The organism is Syntrophaceae bacterium, from assembly GCA_013177825.1.
Classification (GTDB): domain Bacteria; phylum Desulfobacterota; class Syntrophia; order Syntrophales; family PHBD01; genus PHBD01.
This window is the reverse complement of the sequence record JABLXX010000006.1, coordinates 146,492-163,594: the sequence shown is the minus strand read 5'-3', so window position 1 is coordinate 163,594 and position 17,103 is coordinate 146,492. Positions and strand designations below refer to the sequence as shown.

Annotated in this window: 18 protein-coding genes; 15 read left to right on the top strand and 3 right to left on the bottom strand. The window is 54.2% G+C overall.

Annotation, left to right across the window (positions count from 1 at the left end; translation table 11 throughout):
* Nucleotides 1–143 precede the first annotated feature (143 nt).
* The 5 genes from HPY65_13660 (at nucleotide 144) to HPY65_13640 (ending at nucleotide 3,499) form a co-directional block, all read left to right on the top strand.
* The gene (locus HPY65_13660; GenBank protein ID NPU85518.1) at nucleotides 144–839 is read left to right on the top strand and encodes a helix-turn-helix domain-containing protein; all 696 of its coding nucleotides are present in this window, start codon (nucleotides 144–146) and stop codon (nucleotides 837–839) included.
* 28 nt (nucleotides 840–867) lie between these two features.
* Nucleotides 868–1,080 (top strand): hypothetical protein, encoded by a 213-nt coding sequence (locus HPY65_13655; protein ID NPU85517.1) that lies wholly within the window; start codon nucleotides 868–870, stop codon nucleotides 1,078–1,080.
* Between the two features lie 508 nt (nucleotides 1,081–1,588).
* Complete coding sequence (locus HPY65_13650) at nucleotides 1,589–2,779, top strand: hypothetical protein (GenBank protein ID NPU85516.1); 1,191 nt, start codon at nucleotides 1,589–1,591, stop codon at nucleotides 2,777–2,779.
* 47 nt (nucleotides 2,780–2,826) lie between these two features.
* Nucleotides 2,827–3,255 (top strand): hypothetical protein, encoded by a 429-nt coding sequence (locus tag HPY65_13645; protein NPU85515.1) that lies wholly within the window; start codon nucleotides 2,827–2,829, stop codon nucleotides 3,253–3,255.
* A 64-nt stretch (nucleotides 3,256–3,319) separates the two neighbouring features.
* On the top strand, nucleotides 3,320–3,499 hold the full coding sequence (locus HPY65_13640; GenBank protein NPU85514.1) for a hypothetical protein: 180 nt from the start codon (nucleotides 3,320–3,322) through the stop codon (nucleotides 3,497–3,499).
* A gap of 789 nt (nucleotides 3,500–4,288) precedes the next feature.
* Here HPY65_13640 and HPY65_13635 read toward each other — a convergent pair.
* Nucleotides 4,289–4,774, bottom strand: coding sequence for a hypothetical protein (locus HPY65_13635; protein NPU85513.1), 486 nt, complete (start codon nucleotides 4,772–4,774; stop codon nucleotides 4,289–4,291).
* 441 nt (nucleotides 4,775–5,215) lie between these two features.
* Here HPY65_13635 and HPY65_13630 point away from each other — a divergent pair, with 441 nt between their 5' ends.
* The 3 genes from HPY65_13630 (at nucleotide 5,216) to HPY65_13620 (ending at nucleotide 8,331) form a co-directional block, all read left to right on the top strand.
* Entirely contained in the window at nucleotides 5,216–6,490 is a 1,275-nt protein-coding gene (locus HPY65_13630; protein ID NPU85512.1) for a radical SAM protein, read from the top strand.
* Nucleotides 6,491–6,639: 149 nt separating this feature from the next.
* Nucleotides 6,640–7,167 (top strand): hypothetical protein, encoded by a 528-nt coding sequence (locus tag HPY65_13625; GenBank protein NPU85511.1) that lies wholly within the window; start codon nucleotides 6,640–6,642, stop codon nucleotides 7,165–7,167.
* Nucleotides 7,168–7,428: 261 nt separating this feature from the next.
* Nucleotides 7,429–8,331, top strand: a complete 903-nt coding sequence (locus tag HPY65_13620) for a hypothetical protein (GenBank protein ID NPU85510.1) — start codon at nucleotides 7,429–7,431, stop codon at nucleotides 8,329–8,331.
* A gap of 117 nt (nucleotides 8,332–8,448) precedes the next feature.
* On the opposite strand, the gene HPY65_13615 is transcribed toward HPY65_13620, so the two are convergent.
* A complete protein-coding gene (locus HPY65_13615; GenBank protein NPU85509.1) occupies nucleotides 8,449–10,128 on the bottom strand; it encodes an autotransporter outer membrane beta-barrel domain-containing protein in 1,680 nt (559 codons plus the stop codon).
* A 509-nt stretch (nucleotides 10,129–10,637) separates the two neighbouring features.
* Here HPY65_13615 and HPY65_13610 point away from each other — a divergent pair.
* From HPY65_13610 to HPY65_13590, 5 genes are read left to right on the top strand one after another with little or no spacing between them, the layout of a single operon-like run.
* Entirely contained in the window at nucleotides 10,638–11,105 is a 468-nt protein-coding gene (locus HPY65_13610) for a Zn-ribbon domain-containing OB-fold protein (GenBank protein ID NPU85508.1), read from the top strand.
* 9 nt (nucleotides 11,106–11,114) lie between these two features.
* Entirely contained in the window at nucleotides 11,115–12,260 is a 1,146-nt protein-coding gene (locus HPY65_13605) for a thiolase family protein (GenBank protein ID NPU85507.1), read from the top strand.
* 11 nt (nucleotides 12,261–12,271) lie between these two features.
* On the top strand, nucleotides 12,272–13,429 hold the full coding sequence (locus HPY65_13600; protein NPU85506.1) for a thiolase family protein: 1,158 nt from the start codon (nucleotides 12,272–12,274) through the stop codon (nucleotides 13,427–13,429).
* Between the two features lie 38 nt (nucleotides 13,430–13,467).
* Nucleotides 13,468–13,908, top strand: coding sequence for a Zn-ribbon domain-containing OB-fold protein (locus HPY65_13595; protein ID NPU85505.1), 441 nt, complete (start codon nucleotides 13,468–13,470; stop codon nucleotides 13,906–13,908).
* Nucleotides 13,909–13,911: 3 nt separating this feature from the next.
* Entirely contained in the window at nucleotides 13,912–14,793 is an 882-nt protein-coding gene (locus HPY65_13590; GenBank protein ID NPU85504.1) for a hypothetical protein, read from the top strand.
* 54 nt (nucleotides 14,794–14,847) lie between these two features.
* On the opposite strand, the gene HPY65_13585 is transcribed toward HPY65_13590, so the two are convergent.
* A complete protein-coding gene (locus HPY65_13585) occupies nucleotides 14,848–15,393 on the bottom strand; it encodes a hypothetical protein (protein ID NPU85503.1) in 546 nt (181 codons plus the stop codon).
* 434 nt (nucleotides 15,394–15,827) lie between these two features.
* Between HPY65_13585 and HPY65_13580 the strand changes: the two genes are divergently transcribed.
* Together HPY65_13580 and HPY65_13575 are read left to right on the top strand one after the other, a co-directional pair.
* Nucleotides 15,828–16,415, top strand: a complete 588-nt coding sequence (locus HPY65_13580; GenBank protein NPU85502.1) for a TetR/AcrR family transcriptional regulator — start codon at nucleotides 15,828–15,830, stop codon at nucleotides 16,413–16,415.
* A 56-nt stretch (nucleotides 16,416–16,471) separates the two neighbouring features.
* Complete coding sequence (locus tag HPY65_13575) at nucleotides 16,472–17,032, top strand: flavodoxin family protein (protein NPU85501.1); 561 nt, start codon at nucleotides 16,472–16,474, stop codon at nucleotides 17,030–17,032.
* Nucleotides 17,033–17,103 lie beyond the last annotated feature (71 nt).

Below are 17,103 nucleotides of genomic sequence, written 5' to 3'. Positions count from 1 at the left end.
GTTGACGGCCCGGCATTTTGGCGAGAACAACGTTAATTGACTGAATATATTAATCTATATGACGATGAACAACGTGAACAACGTTCGTGAACAACGTTGTTGGCAACGTTGTTCACCTATCATGGTCATTGGGAAAAGAAGGAATGAAGAAGAAGACTGCAAGAGAAGGTGAATTTACAAGCCTTCAAGGACGATTGATCTGGCTCCGAGAGGGTCGTAACCTGAACATGCAGGAAGCCGCACAAGCCCTAAGGATTCCATACCGGACATATCAGAATATTGAATACGGAAGAAACAAACCCAATGCAGATAATTTAATAAAGTTCGTTGACTACTTCGGTTGTACTTATGAATGGCTGCTCACCGGCGAGGGGCAGCCATTTTCATTAATGGACAAGAAGACCGTGGCGCCTGATTTCCCCCCGGACGACTTCGTCTTCATTCGCCAGGTTCGTGGAAAGATCAGTGCAGGAGGCGGTTTCTCACCTGACAATGCCGTGGATCTGATGCTTGCCTTCCGGAAGGACTGGATCAAGCGGAAGGGCAAGCCCGAGAACATGTCCCTAATCAAGGTCCAGGGTGATAGTATGGAGCCCACACTTCTCTCCGGCGATCTGGTCTTGGTGGACCACAACAAGACCTCCATCGCACCCCAAGGTGGGATTTACGCAATTTCCATAAATCATGAAATCATGATCAAACGTGTCCAGATCCTTTTCCCTGAAGGCCGACTTCGTATCATCAGCGACAATAAGCAGTATGAACCGATTGAAGCACCAGTAGACCAAGTTCGGGTCAACGGGAAGGTGATTTGGTTCGGGAGGGAAATAGAACGGTAAGTTGAGCCTTCAAAAGGAGGTAATCCAAATGAAGTATGCAGGACTTACAGATGATCCAGAAAGAAGAAGACAGGAACATGGAAACCCAAAGGATTTTCTAGTGGTTATGGAATTCGAATCAGAAAGGGTAGCTCGTTTGTGGGAGGTAGCAATGTTAAGGCAAGGTTACAAGGGTGATACAGGAGGTAAGGGTTGGAAATATGGATATACTTATTCAGTAACCCCAAAAACCAAGGAATAACTATTGATTAATAGTCAAAGGGGAATAATATGACAGTAAGAGCTCGATTTACGTTTGTTGTCAAGGAATATGCTAACGGTACACCTTGGATTGCTTTTGAACCGTTAGATGCTCAATTGACAGGGGAGGGCCTTCCATCGGGGATATTTGGTTTTGATCTACCGGAAGGCACATCATATGATCGAGCACGAGAAATAGCAGATTTCTTGGACGACAACATTAGTCATTTTTCTTTTACCTCAATTCCATTGAGTTAAACTTTATCAATCAAAATATTATGGGCGTCTTTGCGATTTCCATCAAACACGAGATCATGGTCAAGCGCGTTCAGATCCTACTGCGGGAAGGCCGCCTCTGCATCATCAGTGACAACAAACAATATGAACCGATCGAGGCGCCCGTGGACCACGTTAGTGTCAATGGGAAGGTTATCTGGTATGGGAGAGACTTGGAGACGTGATAAAATATTGAATGTTGGTAGCATCTATAATAAATATAGGAATATACAATGAAATGGCAACGCGAGAATAGAAATGATAGCGGATTCTCAATCCCGGACACGTGGCTATGGATACACTACTATGATGCTTTATCCGCGTTGTTTAGAATAGAAAATTCCCTTAGAACTTTTGTATTTCTTGTTCTTAAAACAAATGTTGGTGAATCATGGTTGGAATTATCAATCGCAAGCGACGACGGATCAAACACAACTATAGGTGCATTGGCAAAGAAAAGAATAGTACAAGATGAGACCTTTGGATACCTTGGTTACAATATTAATTCGCCATTGATGCATTTGACAAGCGGTGAACTAGTAGGGCTTATTACAGCAGAGCCATATTGGGCATATTTCAAGGAATATTTCCGAGCTGCCAAAAGAGTTGTAACCCTTAAATTGCAAGAGATAGGCAACATTCGTAATTCACTGGCTCATTTTAGGCCGATAAAACCTGATGATGTCGAAGTCGTAAAGCAAAACGCTACACAAGTACTATCGGGAATAGAAAATGCGTTAATGGAGGCATTACGTTGTAGCGAGAGGGTCCCAACAAATACGATAGATGAATGGTACAAAGAGCTCGGAACCCTTGGCTCCGAATATTGCCAATTTCTTTTTCATCAAAGTGTAAATAGGAATTGGATAAAAATCACTCTTGAATTTCGAAGCAAGGCTGTTGTTGAACCTCAAGAAATACGAGCGCCATCAGTGTACTTTGAGGTGCTTACTTTAGATACTCCCCAAATAATAAATATGTTTGACGAAATAAAAGCACATTTAACGATCCTGACAGAGGATCGGCATAATCCCAGTTGGATAGCTAAACCTTGTCTTTCGTATGGGAAAAATCTTCATTTTACATTTGCGGCGAAAGTATTAGCAGAAAACTATAGTTCTCTAAAATCTGGATATGAAAAACTTTTACTTAAGATTGCGCAGGAAGCTGAACTAATTAAGGCAGATCACCTTGCTCGTGGAGAAATTGTCCGTTTAGTTCAAATGAGGGCAGATCAAAATAAAACGCCCAGTGACAGAGTTTACTGGAGGTATGACCTCATGAAGTTGGCGCGTCCTGTACAGCCCGACGATCCCCCTGAGTATTGGGGCACGTTTTATTCTCCAGACAACGATATGATAACGTCGACAGAAAATTTCCCTTGGATGCCTGTTGCAATATGTGAAATTGAAGTTCCATTTTGATTATCCGTGAAGCATGAGATCGTTTCTGAAGCAAAGGGGATGATAGGATGTTTGGCCTTGGGGTTCCCGAGTTAACGATTCTATTTATAATACTCTTGGTTTACATATTAATAAAAGGGGCTTTTAAAGGGAAATTGTACGGAATCAATAATAAGGTGGGTATTGGAAAAAATAGTAGAAGTTGTTTAGCTTGTAGATACAAAGGCAATATGAAGACATGGCTTACTCATTATGGATTCCCACAATTTATTTCATTATTAGGGCTTCTTTTTTATGTGATTCCTGGATTAATATTTATTGCATGGGCATGGGGAAAATACAAATGCCCACAATGCGGAACTCTTGCGAAAAACATACCTCTAGAGAATATTGAAACTAATATGATAGTATCGGAAGAAATGAAAAAATGTCCTTACTGTGCGGAGATGGTAAAATATGAGGCAATAAAATGCCGCCATTGTGGGTCGAGCATTTAAAGGTGTGAAGAGAATATTATAACCATATTGTTCCTTTCTAATTCGTCTTGTATGGAGGCGTCTAATGGTTAAAGGTTCAGATGTGAAGGAAAAGAAGGATGGAACGGTCGTAATAATCGGAACCGATAAAGGGAAAAGTTCCAGAACCAATGATAGTCTGGGTGGCTATCGTGAGCGTAAAGCTGACCCTGTAATGGATACCATCCCTCCACCACCGCCTCCAAGCGAAAAGAATGAAAAATGACAATAAAAGATACAACTATTGGTCCCGTACCGACAAAGAGGACGCCTTATAGTGACCTTTTATTTGGAGTTCGTAGATCAATTCGATACCATCTACGGCGGAGAAGGTTTTTTGATCGCTTCAATCAGACATGCAAATTTCTTTCAGCCCTGTTTGGAACGGCTACGATCTCCACAGCCCTGTCACAGGCGGGCTCGGGAATTTTAATATCCTTTGCAGCCCTAGTCACGATATTTTCAGTACTCGACCTTGTAGTTGGATCCGCCCAAGCCGCGCGCTTGCATGAGGATTTTGTGAGGAAGTTTGTTGATCTAGAAAGAGAAATACATCTTACTGAATCAAATAACATGGAAAGAGTCCTAGAGCTTACAAATCAACGGCTTTCAATCGAACAGGACGAGCCTCCGATACTGAGAATCCTTGATTTGATCTGCCATAATGAAGTGTGCCGCGCGTTTGGATATGATGAACGGTATCAAGTGAAGATCACTTGGTATCAGCGTGTGCTTTGTCATTTTCTGGATCTTGGGGAGCAGTCGATTACTCCACCAACGTGCGCCTGACACCACCGTCGCGTAAAAATATTGTCGCCGAATTCGTTGTTCGATTTGCACCATTTCAGAATAATGTGAACTTCGACAATTGCCTTTTGAGCGGTATCCGGATGCGTGTGGCGTACGGATTCCATAATTTATAACTAGTCAACATTCCTAAAAAACAAAATGTTATTATCCTAGATTATCCCGCTTGTTCCCACCTGATCCCAGTTGTCACAGAATATGTTAGCCCCTACATCTGTCTTGCAGAGTCTGCAGACGGATTCCGGCGAGTTGTGCTAAGGCGTCCGCGCAGTTCATCGATCTGCTGTTGACGTTCCGTCCGTTCCTGAACCCGTTGCCTGTCCAAAGCGCGCAAATCGTCGCGGAGGCGTCTCCGATTGGCTGCAAGCTCTTGATCACGTTCACGTCCATGTGCCTTTATTTCCTTGATGGCCTCTCTTAGCTGTCGCTCGTTTTCCTTTTCCATTTCCATCGGCTTGCCTCCTTCAACGGCTGCCTTGAATCGCCCCCAAGCGGCTTGGCGGCTGATACCCATGGCTTGACCAATTTCATCCCATGTGGCGCCATCAGCAATCGCTTCGCGTGCCAACGCGGCTTGCCATTGCGCCCACAACGGCCAGAACTCCTTTGTGGCATGTAGCGCAATGAGCGGGTTTGAATGTCTCGTGCCGTCATTCCAACACTGCTCCAACTCACGCGGTATCTGTCGATCCATTTTGTCAACCTCCTGTTTACAACAAACACAAATATGCATCTAATTGTCAATCTAAAATTGACAGAACTTGAGATACTCATCACGGTCATGTCAGCCGGTTGGCCTTTTCATGATTTGACGTTTCACACCGCCTGACTGTGAAGTAACTGCGAACCAAAATTTCAGGGAAATAGCGGAAAGAACCAGGAAGGTCCACTCCTTGAGTAACCGCTTTCCGCAATATTGCCGGCGAAGCATGGACCGCGCGGCGGGTTTGGATTCAGGGGGCTTCGACCTGAGCGGCAAACTGCCGCTGGGTTTTGTCCGGCAAAAAAAGTATATATATGGAACCGTTTTGAATGAAGATACTGGATCTCTGCATCCGGATGGCCTGCCTTCCGGGAGCCGGTCCGGATTCCCGGATGACCCCATAAAATCGTCGGTCTCCTATAAGGTGTCGCCATGCGGGTCCTTTTGATTTCAGCGAACACGGAGCAGATCAACATCCTTCCGCTCCCTCTGGGATTGAATTGCGTGGCCATGGCGGTCCGGAATGCGGGGCATGAGGTGCGGCTCCTGGACTTGATGGTCGAGCGGGACTACCACTCGTCCGTCCGGGAGGTCGTTTTGGAGTTTTCTCCGGACATCGTGGGCATCTCGGTCCGAAATATCGACGACCAGGAGATCGAGGGAACGAGGTTCCTCCTCGATCCGGTCAAGCGTGTCGTCCGGGAGTGTCGCGATGCGACCGAAGCTCCGATTGTTCTGGGGGGAGCCGGGTACAGCATTTTCCCGGAGGCCGCCCTGGAGTACCTGGAGGCTGACATGGGGATCCAGGGGGAGGGGGAAGCGGCCTTTCCTCTTCTCCTGGACCGGATCGAGAGGAAGGAAAGCCTGGCAGGAACCCCGGGTCTACATGTCCGGGGCCTCGGTCTCATGGGTCCGCGGATGTTTGCCGATAATCTGGACGCTCTCCCCCTTCCGGACGCAGCCCTGTCGGCTCTTTCCGCTCCCGACCATAAGGAATGCTGGATGCCGATGCAGTCCCGGCGGGGTTGCCCCATGGATTGCAGTTACTGCTCCACGGCGACGATCGAGGGTCGTGCTGTCCGAAGACGGAGCCCCGAATCGTTTCTGAGAGGAATTGCCGCCCATGTCGAAGCGGGGTTCAGGCATTTCTATTTTGTTGACAATACGTTTAATCTTCCCCGGGCCGATGCACGGGAAATCTGTACCCGGTTGATCGAAAGCAGACTGGGCATATCGTGGCGATGCATCTTCTATCCTGGCAGCGTGGACCCGGAACTGATCAGGCTCATGGCGGGGGCGGGCTGCACGGAGGTAAGCCTGGGATTCGAAAGCGGCTGCGAGAGCATCCTGAAGCGGCTGAACAAGAAGTTCGGCCCCGATGATGTACGGCGCTCTTCGGACCTGCTCCGAGATGCAGGCATCCGGCGGATGGGGTTCCTGCTCCTCGGGGGGCCTGGCGAAACCAGGGAGACCGTCGAGAAGAGCCTGTCGTTCGTCGACTCGCTGAATCTCGATTCGTTGAAAATCACGGTCGGAATCCGCATCTACCCTCATACTTCGCTGGCCCGGGATGCCGTCAGAGAGGGGTTGCTCCTTCCCGGGGACAACCTTTTTCGTCCCCGGTTTTACCTGGTCCCGGAACTCAGGGAATGGCTGCCGAATACAGTGAAGTGCTGGATGGCAGACCGAAGCAACCGGGTGTCTTGAAGAAATGATTCGATTTCAAGTGATCGTACCATTACCAACTCCGGGGAGTTTGCCGACGGGCAGTTAAGGCCGGTTTTTGCTGAAGGTCGTCGGTCCGCTAAACGAAGCCCGCAAGGTCGTCTCCCCGCACCATGAACGGAAGGTGGTCCATGATAACGCTACTCATTCTTGGCGTGCTTTTGTCGGTGTTTACCTTTTTTCTCATCAGGAGGGCGAAGGATTTGTCGCCTGGGGAGATTCTGGGCAATTACCTGAACGCCCTCATCGGCGGCCGGACGGAAGAAGCCTACAGCTACCTTTCGATAAAAGATCGCGCTGGCGAGACTCTGCCGGACTTCAAAATGCGCCGTTCCCCCGGCAGCGGTTTGATTGCCGAACTGATGGCGCGCAAGATATCCTTTACCATCGAGAAAGCCGACACGGTCGATGGGCAGGCAATGGCCGTTGCAACCGTTACGGCGCCGGATTTCGTAAAGATCATGGACGATGTATGGCATGATATGGGATCCGCTGGATTCCCGGCAGGCAACGTGGACGCTTTTCTCTTCGTGTGTCAGAAGCTCAGTCATTTCCTGGACAAGTACCGGCAGGAGGCGATCCCCATGCGGACGGACACGGCCTCATTCCGGTTGATCCTTGAAAAAAGCGGATGGAAAATCTGCGGGGAAGACCGCTAACCTCCTTATTCCCGTTGGTACCGGGATCCAAAGGGAAATGGATGCCAGGTGCGGAGCTGGAGATACGGACGGCGGCTTCAGGCCGAAGACCGCGGGTCCCTCCAGGAACTTGCGGCCATGGGGGGATTCAGAACCAGCGGGTGTTCTATCCCTGCCGGCTGCCGGTCATGGCGAAACCTTCATTGACGTACAAGAATAATTTCATCATATTGCCTTTCCATGAAAGCCATTTCCCATCATCCCGTCCCGTGGATCCTCGCCGTGTTGATGATTCTGCTGATCCCGCTGGGTACCGCTTCCGCGGAGGCGGCGATGCCTCGTGCCGTCTGGATCTGGGAAGTCGACACCTTCCGTCTGATCGACGATGCCGCCTTCGAAAAAAAGATCCTGGACGACCTTCAGGCCCAGGGGATCACCACCCTGTACCTCTACGCGGACTCCTACAGGGGGCGCCTGCCCATCGTGGAGCAGCCCGGGAAGCTTCAGGACCTGATCGCGCGGATGCACGATCGCGGCTTCAAAGTCGAGGCCCTCCTGGGATCCCTCTATCTGAACACCCCCGAGTACGTGCTGCCCGCAAAGGCCAACGTGGCGAGGGAAATGGTACAGCGGGTGCTGGATTTCAACCTCAAGTCCCCGGTGAAGTCGCAGTTCGATGCCATCCATCTGGATATAGAGCCCTATGCTCTGGTCGCCTGGAAGAAGAACAGTAAAGGGATCGCGCGTCTATACCTGGAACGGTCCCAGGAATGGGTCCGCATGGCGCGAAAGGCGCGGCTGGAGATCGGCGCGGCCATTCCTTTCTGGTATGACGGGCTGGAAGTCGAATGGCAGGGACATCAGCGCCCCCTTAATGAGTTTGTGCAGGACCTCTACGACTACGTCGCCCTGATGGATTACAGGAACCATGCCGAGGGCGAGGACGGCATCCTCTTCCACGCAAAACAGGAATTGGCTTATGCGACCAAGGTCGGGAAAGGCGTCGTGATCGGACTGGAAACCGATCAGGCCGAGTTGGATAAGCTCACGTTTCTGAATCTCGGTTCGGAAGCGCTGTCGCGGGAGATGGCCATCGTCGAGCGCGCCTGTCGCGAGCAGCGGGGTTACCGCGGACTGGCGATCCACCACCTGAAATCCTGGAGGCGCCTCAGGGGCCTTTCGTGAACATCCTGCCTTCCTGGCAGCCCGATTCCCTGCGGAGAGTATCTCTCCGGCCGGGATTTCCTCCCCGGCGGCACGGCGGCATCGTCTTCATCCCTTCCCGAATCGCCGACCGGTTTGTCAGAACCGGTATTTAAGCTCCAGCGACAGTCTCTGGTTGGTCATATCCCGCCGGTATTCCAGTCCATAGTAAGAAACAAGCGATACATTCTCTCCGGCTGACAGGGCGATCCCTGCGCCGGCGGTCAGGAAGCTTGCCGGACGGTCGTCACCGTACACGATGAAGTCATCGGGCTGAGAGCTGAGCCCCGCCGTGAGGGAGCGATTGTCCAGGGGGTAGTCGTAGGCCCATCCGGCCTGGAGGAGCGGCGTCAGGACCGCGGCCTCCCCGACGATGAATCTTTTCGATACATCCATGCCAAAATGACTTCGGAACGTGCGGTTCTGGACGGAATCGACGCGCAGATTGAGACTGCCGGCCCCGGTTTCACTGAAACTGCTCCGGTATTGATGGACATAATCCACGGCCAGGGTCAGCACGGCGTCGAGAACGTCGGTCGGGAGCCGGTATCCCAACCTCAGGCGGGGATTCACCTCCCAGCTTTCGGGACGGGAATCGGCTTCACGGACCAGGTAGGAGAAGGTGATCGGGCGGGAGGCGTCGCTCCTTGCGTATCCCCCGTTCAGGCCGGCCTGCACAAAAAAGTCGCGCTTCAGCCAGGCGGCGTACGTCCCGATTCTGGCGTAATCGGTTTGCGCTCCGCCGCCCCCGTTCGTCCAGGTCTGGATGCTGTGGATATAGCCGAAGGACAGGCCGATGAGGGTGCTCTGCCCGGCTTTCCAGTCGGCGCCGATGACGATTCCCTGGGAAACGGCATTGAATCCCAGAGCGCCCGCCCGTTGTATCCCTCCGGCCAGCCGCGCCCAGATATGGCGTTTTTCTTCCTGATTGCCTCCCTCGGGAAGGAAAACAGGTCCGGCGACTTGCAGGAATGCTGCAGTCCTGACCGGTTCCGGGATAAACGCAGCTGAAATCCGCTGATCCACTGCGTCGTTAACTGCCTTGCCGGTCTCGAGGGCATCCGCCGCGAGCCCGTTATAGCGGGACGGACCGATCTGGTCGAGGGCGTTGCGAAACGATTCGGAGAGAGCGGGGAAATAGAGCATGTCCAGATTGAGGTACACCGTCTCCAGGTCCGAGTAGGCCGTTGGTATTCTGGCGTCCAGGTAAGTTGCGATCCGGTTGGCGTTGCTGCCCGGGGCCAGCGTCCGGTAGCACAGGATGCAGGACGTGACGGTCTGCCGGTTGAAGAAGTTGTCCACCGGAACCCAGGGGGGGCCGATCAGCTTGGATTGCAGTGCCCCTCCGTCGCCCCAGCCGGCTATGGGCGCCGCGAGTCCGGTATAGATCAGGGACCCAGCCGGCACGAGCACCAGAGTCATGTTGGTGGGCAGGGAAGGGAGGGCGAAAATCTCGCGGACTTGGGCGGGCGTGAGGCCCCGCACCGTCGCTGCCCGCATGACCCAGGATCCGACGGGGTTCGAGGGATTGACAGGGTCTGTCGGGTTGTAGAATCGGATAAAATACTGGGGGACCGTGGTCTGGATGGTCGTGACGTTCGTGCTGGACTCAAAGGGCGGGATTCCTCCCAGCCTTGCATTCACCGTCGCGGCCGTTTCCACCGCGACCAGGGTGCCGAGGGGCTGCACCAGATTCCGCCAGTCCTCGCATCGTGCCGCGGAAAGGGGGACGCAGAGGAGAGCCCAGAGCAGGCACAGCAGGATGGGAATCTTCTTCAATAAAGAATCCTCATGGATCGAACGGGATCCACCATTTTTCGGTAACTTTTTTTCATGTGATTCGCGCGAGGCCGAAGCAGCGCCATTGCGTCTCAGCGGGTGCATCCGACAACGGATTCGGGAAGGGCGACCCACTGGCCTGGCATTGTACCGGAATACTGCAAGGATGAGGAATAAAAAACGGAGGCCGAACGGGTCCTCCCTGATGTTTTCCGGTTCCAGTCCGGTAACGGCGGATTGCTCCCGTTAACGAATGTCAGACGGGAGCTCCTGTCAAAGGCCTTAAAACAACGGCAACAGTGTCCGTATAAGGACACAAGACCATATATTGCCTGGTAAAAGTTCTTGCTTGATTCCAGGTCAACGATAACATGCTGTTTTAAATGGATATTATACTGAAAAATCTTTGGCACTCATTGTGCGTAATATCGGGCTGCGCGAAATGCGGGATATGGACCGCTTTCGGATGCGAGGTGTAACAGTCACTTGAAAGAGAGGAGGCAATGGGAATGGCCGACGTGTTCAAGGGTGTTGAACCAATCGTTTACAACAGCAAGATCAGTGTCCCCTACAGCTGGTGGGCGGGTGATACCGCAAGCAGGTTTTTCATCAGCTTGAGGGACGACCAGAAGATTATCGCCCCGCGTTGCGGGACGTGCAAGAAAGTATTCATGCCGCCCCGCAAGACCTGTCCGGAATGCTTCACGGAAAACACGGAATGGATTGACGTGTCCAGTGAGGGAACCCTGGTTTCCTACAGTGTCGCAAGGCGTCCGTTGGAGGCGATCCCGGCGGACAAGAAAGTTCCTGTCATCTGGGGGCTCATCAAGCTGGATGGGGCCGACACCGCCCTGCTCCACTATCTGGGCGACGTGAAACCCGAAAAAGTCAGTATCGGCATGCGCGTGAAAGCGGTTTTTGCCGACTCCCGGACGGGAACCATCCGTGACATCTCACATTTCAAGCCGGTCAAGTAGGGAGGAACCATGGATAAGGCAGCAATCATCGGCGTCGGAATGACGAAAATCGAGGCGAATAAGAATCGGGAGACCTTTGCCGACATGGCCTGGGAAGCGGTGAACAAGGCCCTCGCGGATGCAGGCATGACCATCGATGACATCGACAATGTCATCACGACCTCCAGTGACTTCTGGGACGGCCGCACCATCTCCTGCATGGCCGTAGCCGATGCCAGCGGCGCGGCGGATAAGAACACCTCCTGTGTGGAAGGTGACGGGACCTATGGCGCTTTTTACGGTTACACCCGCGCCCTGTCGGGTTCCTACAAAACGACTTTGGTCACGGGCCACTCGAAGGGTTCCCAGTGCATCTCCAGCCTGATCACCAACTCGTCCTTCGACCCGATCTACGAGCGGGGACTGGGCATGGACATGATTACGGCGTGCGCGATGCAAGCCAATGCCTACATGGACCGGACCGGGCTGAAGCCGGATGACATGGCGATGGTCTCGGTGAAGAACCACGGAAATGCGCTCAAGAATCCCCTGGCGCAGCTTCCCATGAAACTGACCGTCGACGATGTCATGAAGTCCGAGATGATCGCGGACCCGCTCCGCAAGCTTGACTGCTCGCCCGTGTCGGACGGGTGCTGTGCCGTGATCATCGCCCACGAGTCGGTGGCCACGAAATTCAAGCAGCAGCCCGTCTGGATCAAGGGGCTGTCCTTCTGTGCGGATCATTTCTTTTTCGGCGACCGCGACCTGGCCCGGAGCAAATCTCTCGCCGAAGCGGCCAAGAACGCTTACAGCATGGCCGGGATCAAGGACCCAAAGAAAGAGATCGACGTGGTGGAACTCTACGACGCCTTCACCTACCAGGAACTGCTCTGGCTCGAAGAGATGGGGCTGGCGGAATACGGAAAGGCGGCCGGTCTTCTCAAGGCGGGTCACTTCAACATGGACGGCCCCCTGCCCGTGAATCCTTCAGGCGGCCTGCTTGCGGGGCATCCCGTCATTGCCGCGGGGCTGTATCGAATTGCCGAGGTCGTCATGCAACTGCGCGGCGACGCCGGGGCGCATCAGGTGAAGAAAGCGAAAACCGGCCTTGCCCATGGCGTGAACGGTCTCTGTGGTCAGTCACACTGCGTCTGGATTCTGGACAAGGAAAGGTAGGAGGTAAAACCATGGCGAAACGAGTAGCAATCGTGGGGACGGGACAGACCTTCCACAAGAGCCATCGGCCGGATGTGAACGGTCAGGAACTCATTAATGAGGCGGTTCAGCGTGCGTTGATTGACGCCAATCTGAAGATGAAGGACATCAGCGCCATCCTCATCGGCAATATGGATCACTTTGAAGGGATCAACTATGTGGACTGCTGGAGCGTCGATGGTTCCGGCGGCGTCATGAAGCCGGTCATCAAGATCACCACCGGCGGTACAACGGGTGCATCCCTGGCCATCGGGGGCTACCATATGGTTGCTTCCGGCATGTTTGAGAAGGTTTTGATCATCGGCTGGGAGAAAAACTCCGAATCCGATACGACCGGCGCCATTACGACGGCCTTCGATCCCATCTGGGACCGGCAGGTCTTCGCCGGCGCCATCTCGGGGCTCGCCGCCGAAGCGCAGGGCTACATGGCGCGTTTCGGCGCCTGCGACCGGGATGCGGCGCGCGTCTCCGTGCGCGATCGGAAGCATGCGACGAACAACCCCCATGCGCAGCTCCGGAAAGAGGTGACGCTGGAAGAAGTGCTGGCCTCGCCGATGCTGGCTGACCCGATCCACCTGCTCGATGTCTGCCCCCGGACGGACGGAGCCTGTGCGGTCATCATGGCCAACGAGGACGTTGCCGGAAAGATCTGCTCCGTACCGGATTGGATCTGGGCCACCGCCGCCCGTCACTCCTACACCTATCTCGGCGACGGCGACTGGGGCCGGCTGACGAGCATGGAAAAATGCGCCAAGGAGATCTGGAAGAAAACGGGGATCAAGGAGCCGCGGAAAGAGATCGACGTCATCGAGATGTATCAGCCTTACTCCTTTGCCGGGCTCATCTGGATCGAGGACATGGGCATCGTCGGCCATGGCGAGGCGCCCCAGTACATCTGGGACGGCAACACCGACATGGGCGGGGAGCTTCCCGTCAATCCCTCGGGCGGCGTCATCGCCTGCAACCCCATCGGGGCGACCGGGCTCATCCGCTGCGCGGAGGCGGCGATGCAGGTCATGGGCAAGGCGGACGCACGACAGGTGCCGGACGTCAATTTTGCCGTCAGCACCGGATTCGGGGGCTGCATGTGGACCGATATGCTCCTTCACGGGAAGAGAAAACCCAATTGAGAGGTGAATGAATCATGGCTGAAAAAGAACAATTGATCATTGAATCCGGTGACGCGTCACAGCCTTTTGCATATGCGGTAGGGATGCACGGCAGCAAGTTTTTCGCAGAAACCCGTGACAACAAGCGCTTCATGGGGGTAAAGTGCCCCAAGTGCGGCAAGGTGTATATCCCGCCGCGGGGCGTCTGTGGCTCGTGTTTTGTGGAAATGAATGACTGGGTCGAAGTCGGCCCGAAGGGTGTGATCGGCACGTTCACCATTTTGCGCTTTGCCTTCATCGATCCGGAAACCGGGCACCAGAAACCGGTGCCTTACGGCTATGGGTTCATCAAGCTGGATGGCGCCGACACGCTGCTGCAGCACTATATCGATCTTGAGGATGAGAGCAAGGTCAAGATCGGCGCCCGTGTGGAACCGGTGTTCGCTCAAGAACGCAAGGGGAACACAAGGGATGTTGAATACTTCAGGGTCATAGACTGATTCATGGAAGAGTCTCCGGTCATCGAGATCAATGCCGCGAAGCGCATCCTGAGACAAAAGGGTGCGCTGAGCGGCGGCATCTTTACCGGAACGGACAAAGTCCGAAGCGGGTACGGCAACGGCGACTGCCTGTATTTCGACTTCCACCATCGGGTTTTTGCGTTGGCGGACGGAACGGAGCGGTTTCCCTGGGCTTCGCGTGACATTCTTTGCCGGCTTTCCGATGCATTGATGCAGGACGGTGTTCCCGATTCGGCGGCGGGCTGGAAGGATCTGATCAACCGCAGGGTCTATGCGGGACAGAAATACCAGCACAAAACGACATTCAGCTGTGTGGCCGTCAGCGGCGATGATAGTGAAATCGCCCTGACGGTGGCACACGGCGGTGACAGCGCCGTGACGGCCATGGATTCGGTCAGCGGTGACATTCTATTCCAGACCGAGCGTAACATGGTGTTTGCGGGACGGAGCCTGGAGATCGTCGATGTAACCGAACACCGTCTTGCGGGCGGGAATGTCCGGGTGATCCTTCACAGCGACGGATTCGACGATCTCTTTCGCTTCTGCGTCCGGCAGTCTGTCTTTGGCAGCCTATCGGACGCTTTCATCACCCTTCCGGTGGATTGCGTCGGTGACCGGTTGCACCATGTTCTTGGAGAACATGCCGGCCGGTTCGAGCATGACGACATCGCCTGCATCGTGATCGATCCGTTTCGCCTGCCCTGCATCGAGTCAAGCAGGGTGCTGATCGGGGGCACACAGCCCCATGAAGAGATGCACTATCGGGCAGGGAATGGAAACGGCCTTTCGGATCGATGGCTGTCACAGGAGAGATGGGCCGCGGTCGCGGATGCGTTTCTGAAACTTGGCATCACGATCCAGTAAGGCTGGAGAATCCGGAAATCTCGAAAGCGCCGGCCCGGACTCCCTCCCTTTCATTCAGTCCCTGGGAGCGGTTTGCTTGGGAGGGCGCTTCTTGAGCCCGTCGGGAACAGAGCCTTTCCTGCTTTTTGTCCGAATTCGCTTGTGCTGTGGCCGTTTCTTGTATCCTGTTTTGGGAACTCTTCTGTACGCTCCTGCCGCCGCTGCGTCCTGAAGTGCCTCCGCGGCCCTGGCGGCCGCGGCATCGGCAGCCGCCCTGGCCTCAGCGACCTCCTTTCTGAGCCTCAGGATCTCTGCCTCGCCGGTCTTTTTTTCCTCTGCTTTCCGCTCAGCCTCCATCCGGGCCTTCCATTCCCGCTCCTCTCCGGCTTGACGTTCCCGCCACGCTTTTGCCTGCTCCTTCTTCTCCTTTTCGATCTGGCGCCTTTCCTGGTCCGTCAGCTCTTCATATTCAATGATGGCGGCCGCTTTTTGGTCGCGCCGGTCGGGAACGGGCACGTTAGTGATGGTCACGGGCCCCTTTCTGTCCTTGTAGATGGAGATTTCTCCGGCGGCGCCGATGGCGGCTGCCATCAGGACGGTGATAACGACGAAAAATCTCATCGGGTCCTCCTTTGCCCGTCCGGATTGCCGGGCCGACGGGCTTTCTGAAACCGGAGAAGAAGGAGGGGACGGGCGTCTTCCAGAGATCGAGACCGATTGCAGTTGGAATCGCAAATGCCGGAGAGGGCCGGAGCATGCAGCGTCGCGCTCTGCAACGGCATATGGGATCATATGGCAACGGATTGCAATTGTCCATCAGAGGAATGCCTGTCTGATGTATCGAAACGCCTTGTGGATTCTCCGACAAGGCCTCCCTACCGACAGGTAGAGCCGGTTATCGGTTCATGATCGGAACAGGTTGCCGGCAATCCAGCCGCTCGGGGACCGCGTGCTATGGAAAGACCGGAGGATACGGGAGCATGATCGGAACGATGGGAAAAAATAGCTTGACAGGAGACGACCGGTCTAATATTTAGCGCCGAAAAGGGACTGCCATGGTCGGTAAGGACACCAAAAATCACATTCTGCAGACGGCGAAGGGGATCATCCTCTCGAAGGGATATGCCGCCGTCGGCCTGAACGAGATCCTGTCCACGGCCGGGGTCCCGAAAGGGTCTTTTTATCACTACTTCAAGTCCAAGGAAGATTTCGGCGTTGCGCTGCTGGAGAGCTATCTTGACGAGCACATGGAGTTTCTCAAGACGATTCTGCTGGATGAGCGAGTGGAACCGTTTGAAAGGATCATGTCTCTGTTCGACCTGTACCGGGCCGGTCATGAAGAGCATCAATGCCAGCAGTTGTGCCTGGTCGCGAAACTCGGATCGGAGGTTTCCGACCTGAGCGAGAACATGCGGGCGGCACAGAGCAAAGGGATCAAGAGGTGGCTTGAGGTATACGAGCGCTGCATCCGCAAGGGGCAGGAAAAAGGATCCATCAACCGCAATATCGATGCCACGGCGGCGGCGGCGCTCATTTATGACCTCTGGCAGGGCGCCTCGGTGCGGAAGCAGATCGACCACAGTACGGAACCCCTGGAAAACGCCATTGCGATGATCAAGAGGCTGCTCAGCCCGGCCTGGTGATTTTTTTTGTGCCGTGGAGAGACGACCAGTCTAATATGACGAGGAGGTAAGAAAAGATGAAGGCGATCGGTATTATCGGAAGTCCGCGAAAGACGGGGAACACGTCAATGCTTGTGAATGAGGCGCTTCGCGGGATGCAGGAAGACGGTTCGGAGACGAAGGTTTTCTACCTGAACGAGATGCAGATCCGGGGCTGCCAGGGATGCAGGACCTGCAAAAAGCCCGAGGCGAAATGTGCCCTGAAGGACGACATGGCTGTGCTGTACCAGGAGATCGAAAGCGCCGATGCCGTCGTGATCGGCTCCCCGGTTTACATGCTCCAGATGACCGGGCAGACAAAGCTCTTCGTGGACCGGCTTTATGCCTTTATGAATCCGGATTTCTCGCACCGGTTGGGGAATGGGAAGAAGACCCTGATGATCTATGCCCAGGGGCAGCCGGCACCGGAGATATTCCAGAACTCCTTTGACACGAACAAGGCCATTCTTTCGATGCTCGGCTTCAACATTCAGGATACCATCGTTGCGGCCGGTATGGCGGATCCTGGGGATGTCATGAAGAAAGACGGGATCATGGGGAAGGCCTATGCAGCGGGGAAGGCCCTTTTGACAAGCTGAGTTGCGGGCATGTTCCGGGCCTGTGACGGAGAAACACGCCCTGCGATGGGACCGGCCAGGCTGAAAAGTCT

Coding starts and splice junctions, on each gene's coding strand:
- HPY65_13625 (NPU85511.1), top strand. CDS start 6,640: ATGATAACGCTACTCATTCTTGGCGTGCTTTTGTCGGTGTTTACCTTT.
- HPY65_13635 (NPU85513.1), bottom strand. CDS start 4,774: ATGGATCGACAGATACCGCGTGAGTTGGAGCAGTGTTGGAATGACGGC.
- HPY65_13630 (NPU85512.1), top strand. CDS start 5,216: ATGCGGGTCCTTTTGATTTCAGCGAACACGGAGCAGATCAACATCCTT.
- HPY65_13645 (NPU85515.1), top strand. CDS start 2,827: ATGTTTGGCCTTGGGGTTCCCGAGTTAACGATTCTATTTATAATACTC.
- HPY65_13590 (NPU85504.1), top strand. CDS start 13,912: ATGGAAGAGTCTCCGGTCATCGAGATCAATGCCGCGAAGCGCATCCTG.
- HPY65_13580 (NPU85502.1), top strand. CDS start 15,828: ATGGTCGGTAAGGACACCAAAAATCACATTCTGCAGACGGCGAAGGGG.
- HPY65_13605 (NPU85507.1), top strand. CDS start 11,115: ATGGATAAGGCAGCAATCATCGGCGTCGGAATGACGAAAATCGAGGCG.
- HPY65_13655 (NPU85517.1), top strand. CDS start 868: ATGAAGTATGCAGGACTTACAGATGATCCAGAAAGAAGAAGACAGGAA.
- HPY65_13610 (NPU85508.1), top strand. CDS start 10,638: ATGGCCGACGTGTTCAAGGGTGTTGAACCAATCGTTTACAACAGCAAG.
- HPY65_13640 (NPU85514.1), top strand. CDS start 3,320: ATGGTTAAAGGTTCAGATGTGAAGGAAAAGAAGGATGGAACGGTCGTA.
- HPY65_13575 (NPU85501.1), top strand. CDS start 16,472: ATGAAGGCGATCGGTATTATCGGAAGTCCGCGAAAGACGGGGAACACG.
- HPY65_13585 (NPU85503.1), bottom strand. CDS start 15,393: ATGAGATTTTTCGTCGTTATCACCGTCCTGATGGCAGCCGCCATCGGC.
- HPY65_13650 (NPU85516.1), top strand. CDS start 1,589: ATGAAATGGCAACGCGAGAATAGAAATGATAGCGGATTCTCAATCCCG.
- HPY65_13600 (NPU85506.1), top strand. CDS start 12,272: ATGGCGAAACGAGTAGCAATCGTGGGGACGGGACAGACCTTCCACAAG.
- HPY65_13660 (NPU85518.1), top strand. CDS start 144: ATGAAGAAGAAGACTGCAAGAGAAGGTGAATTTACAAGCCTTCAAGGA.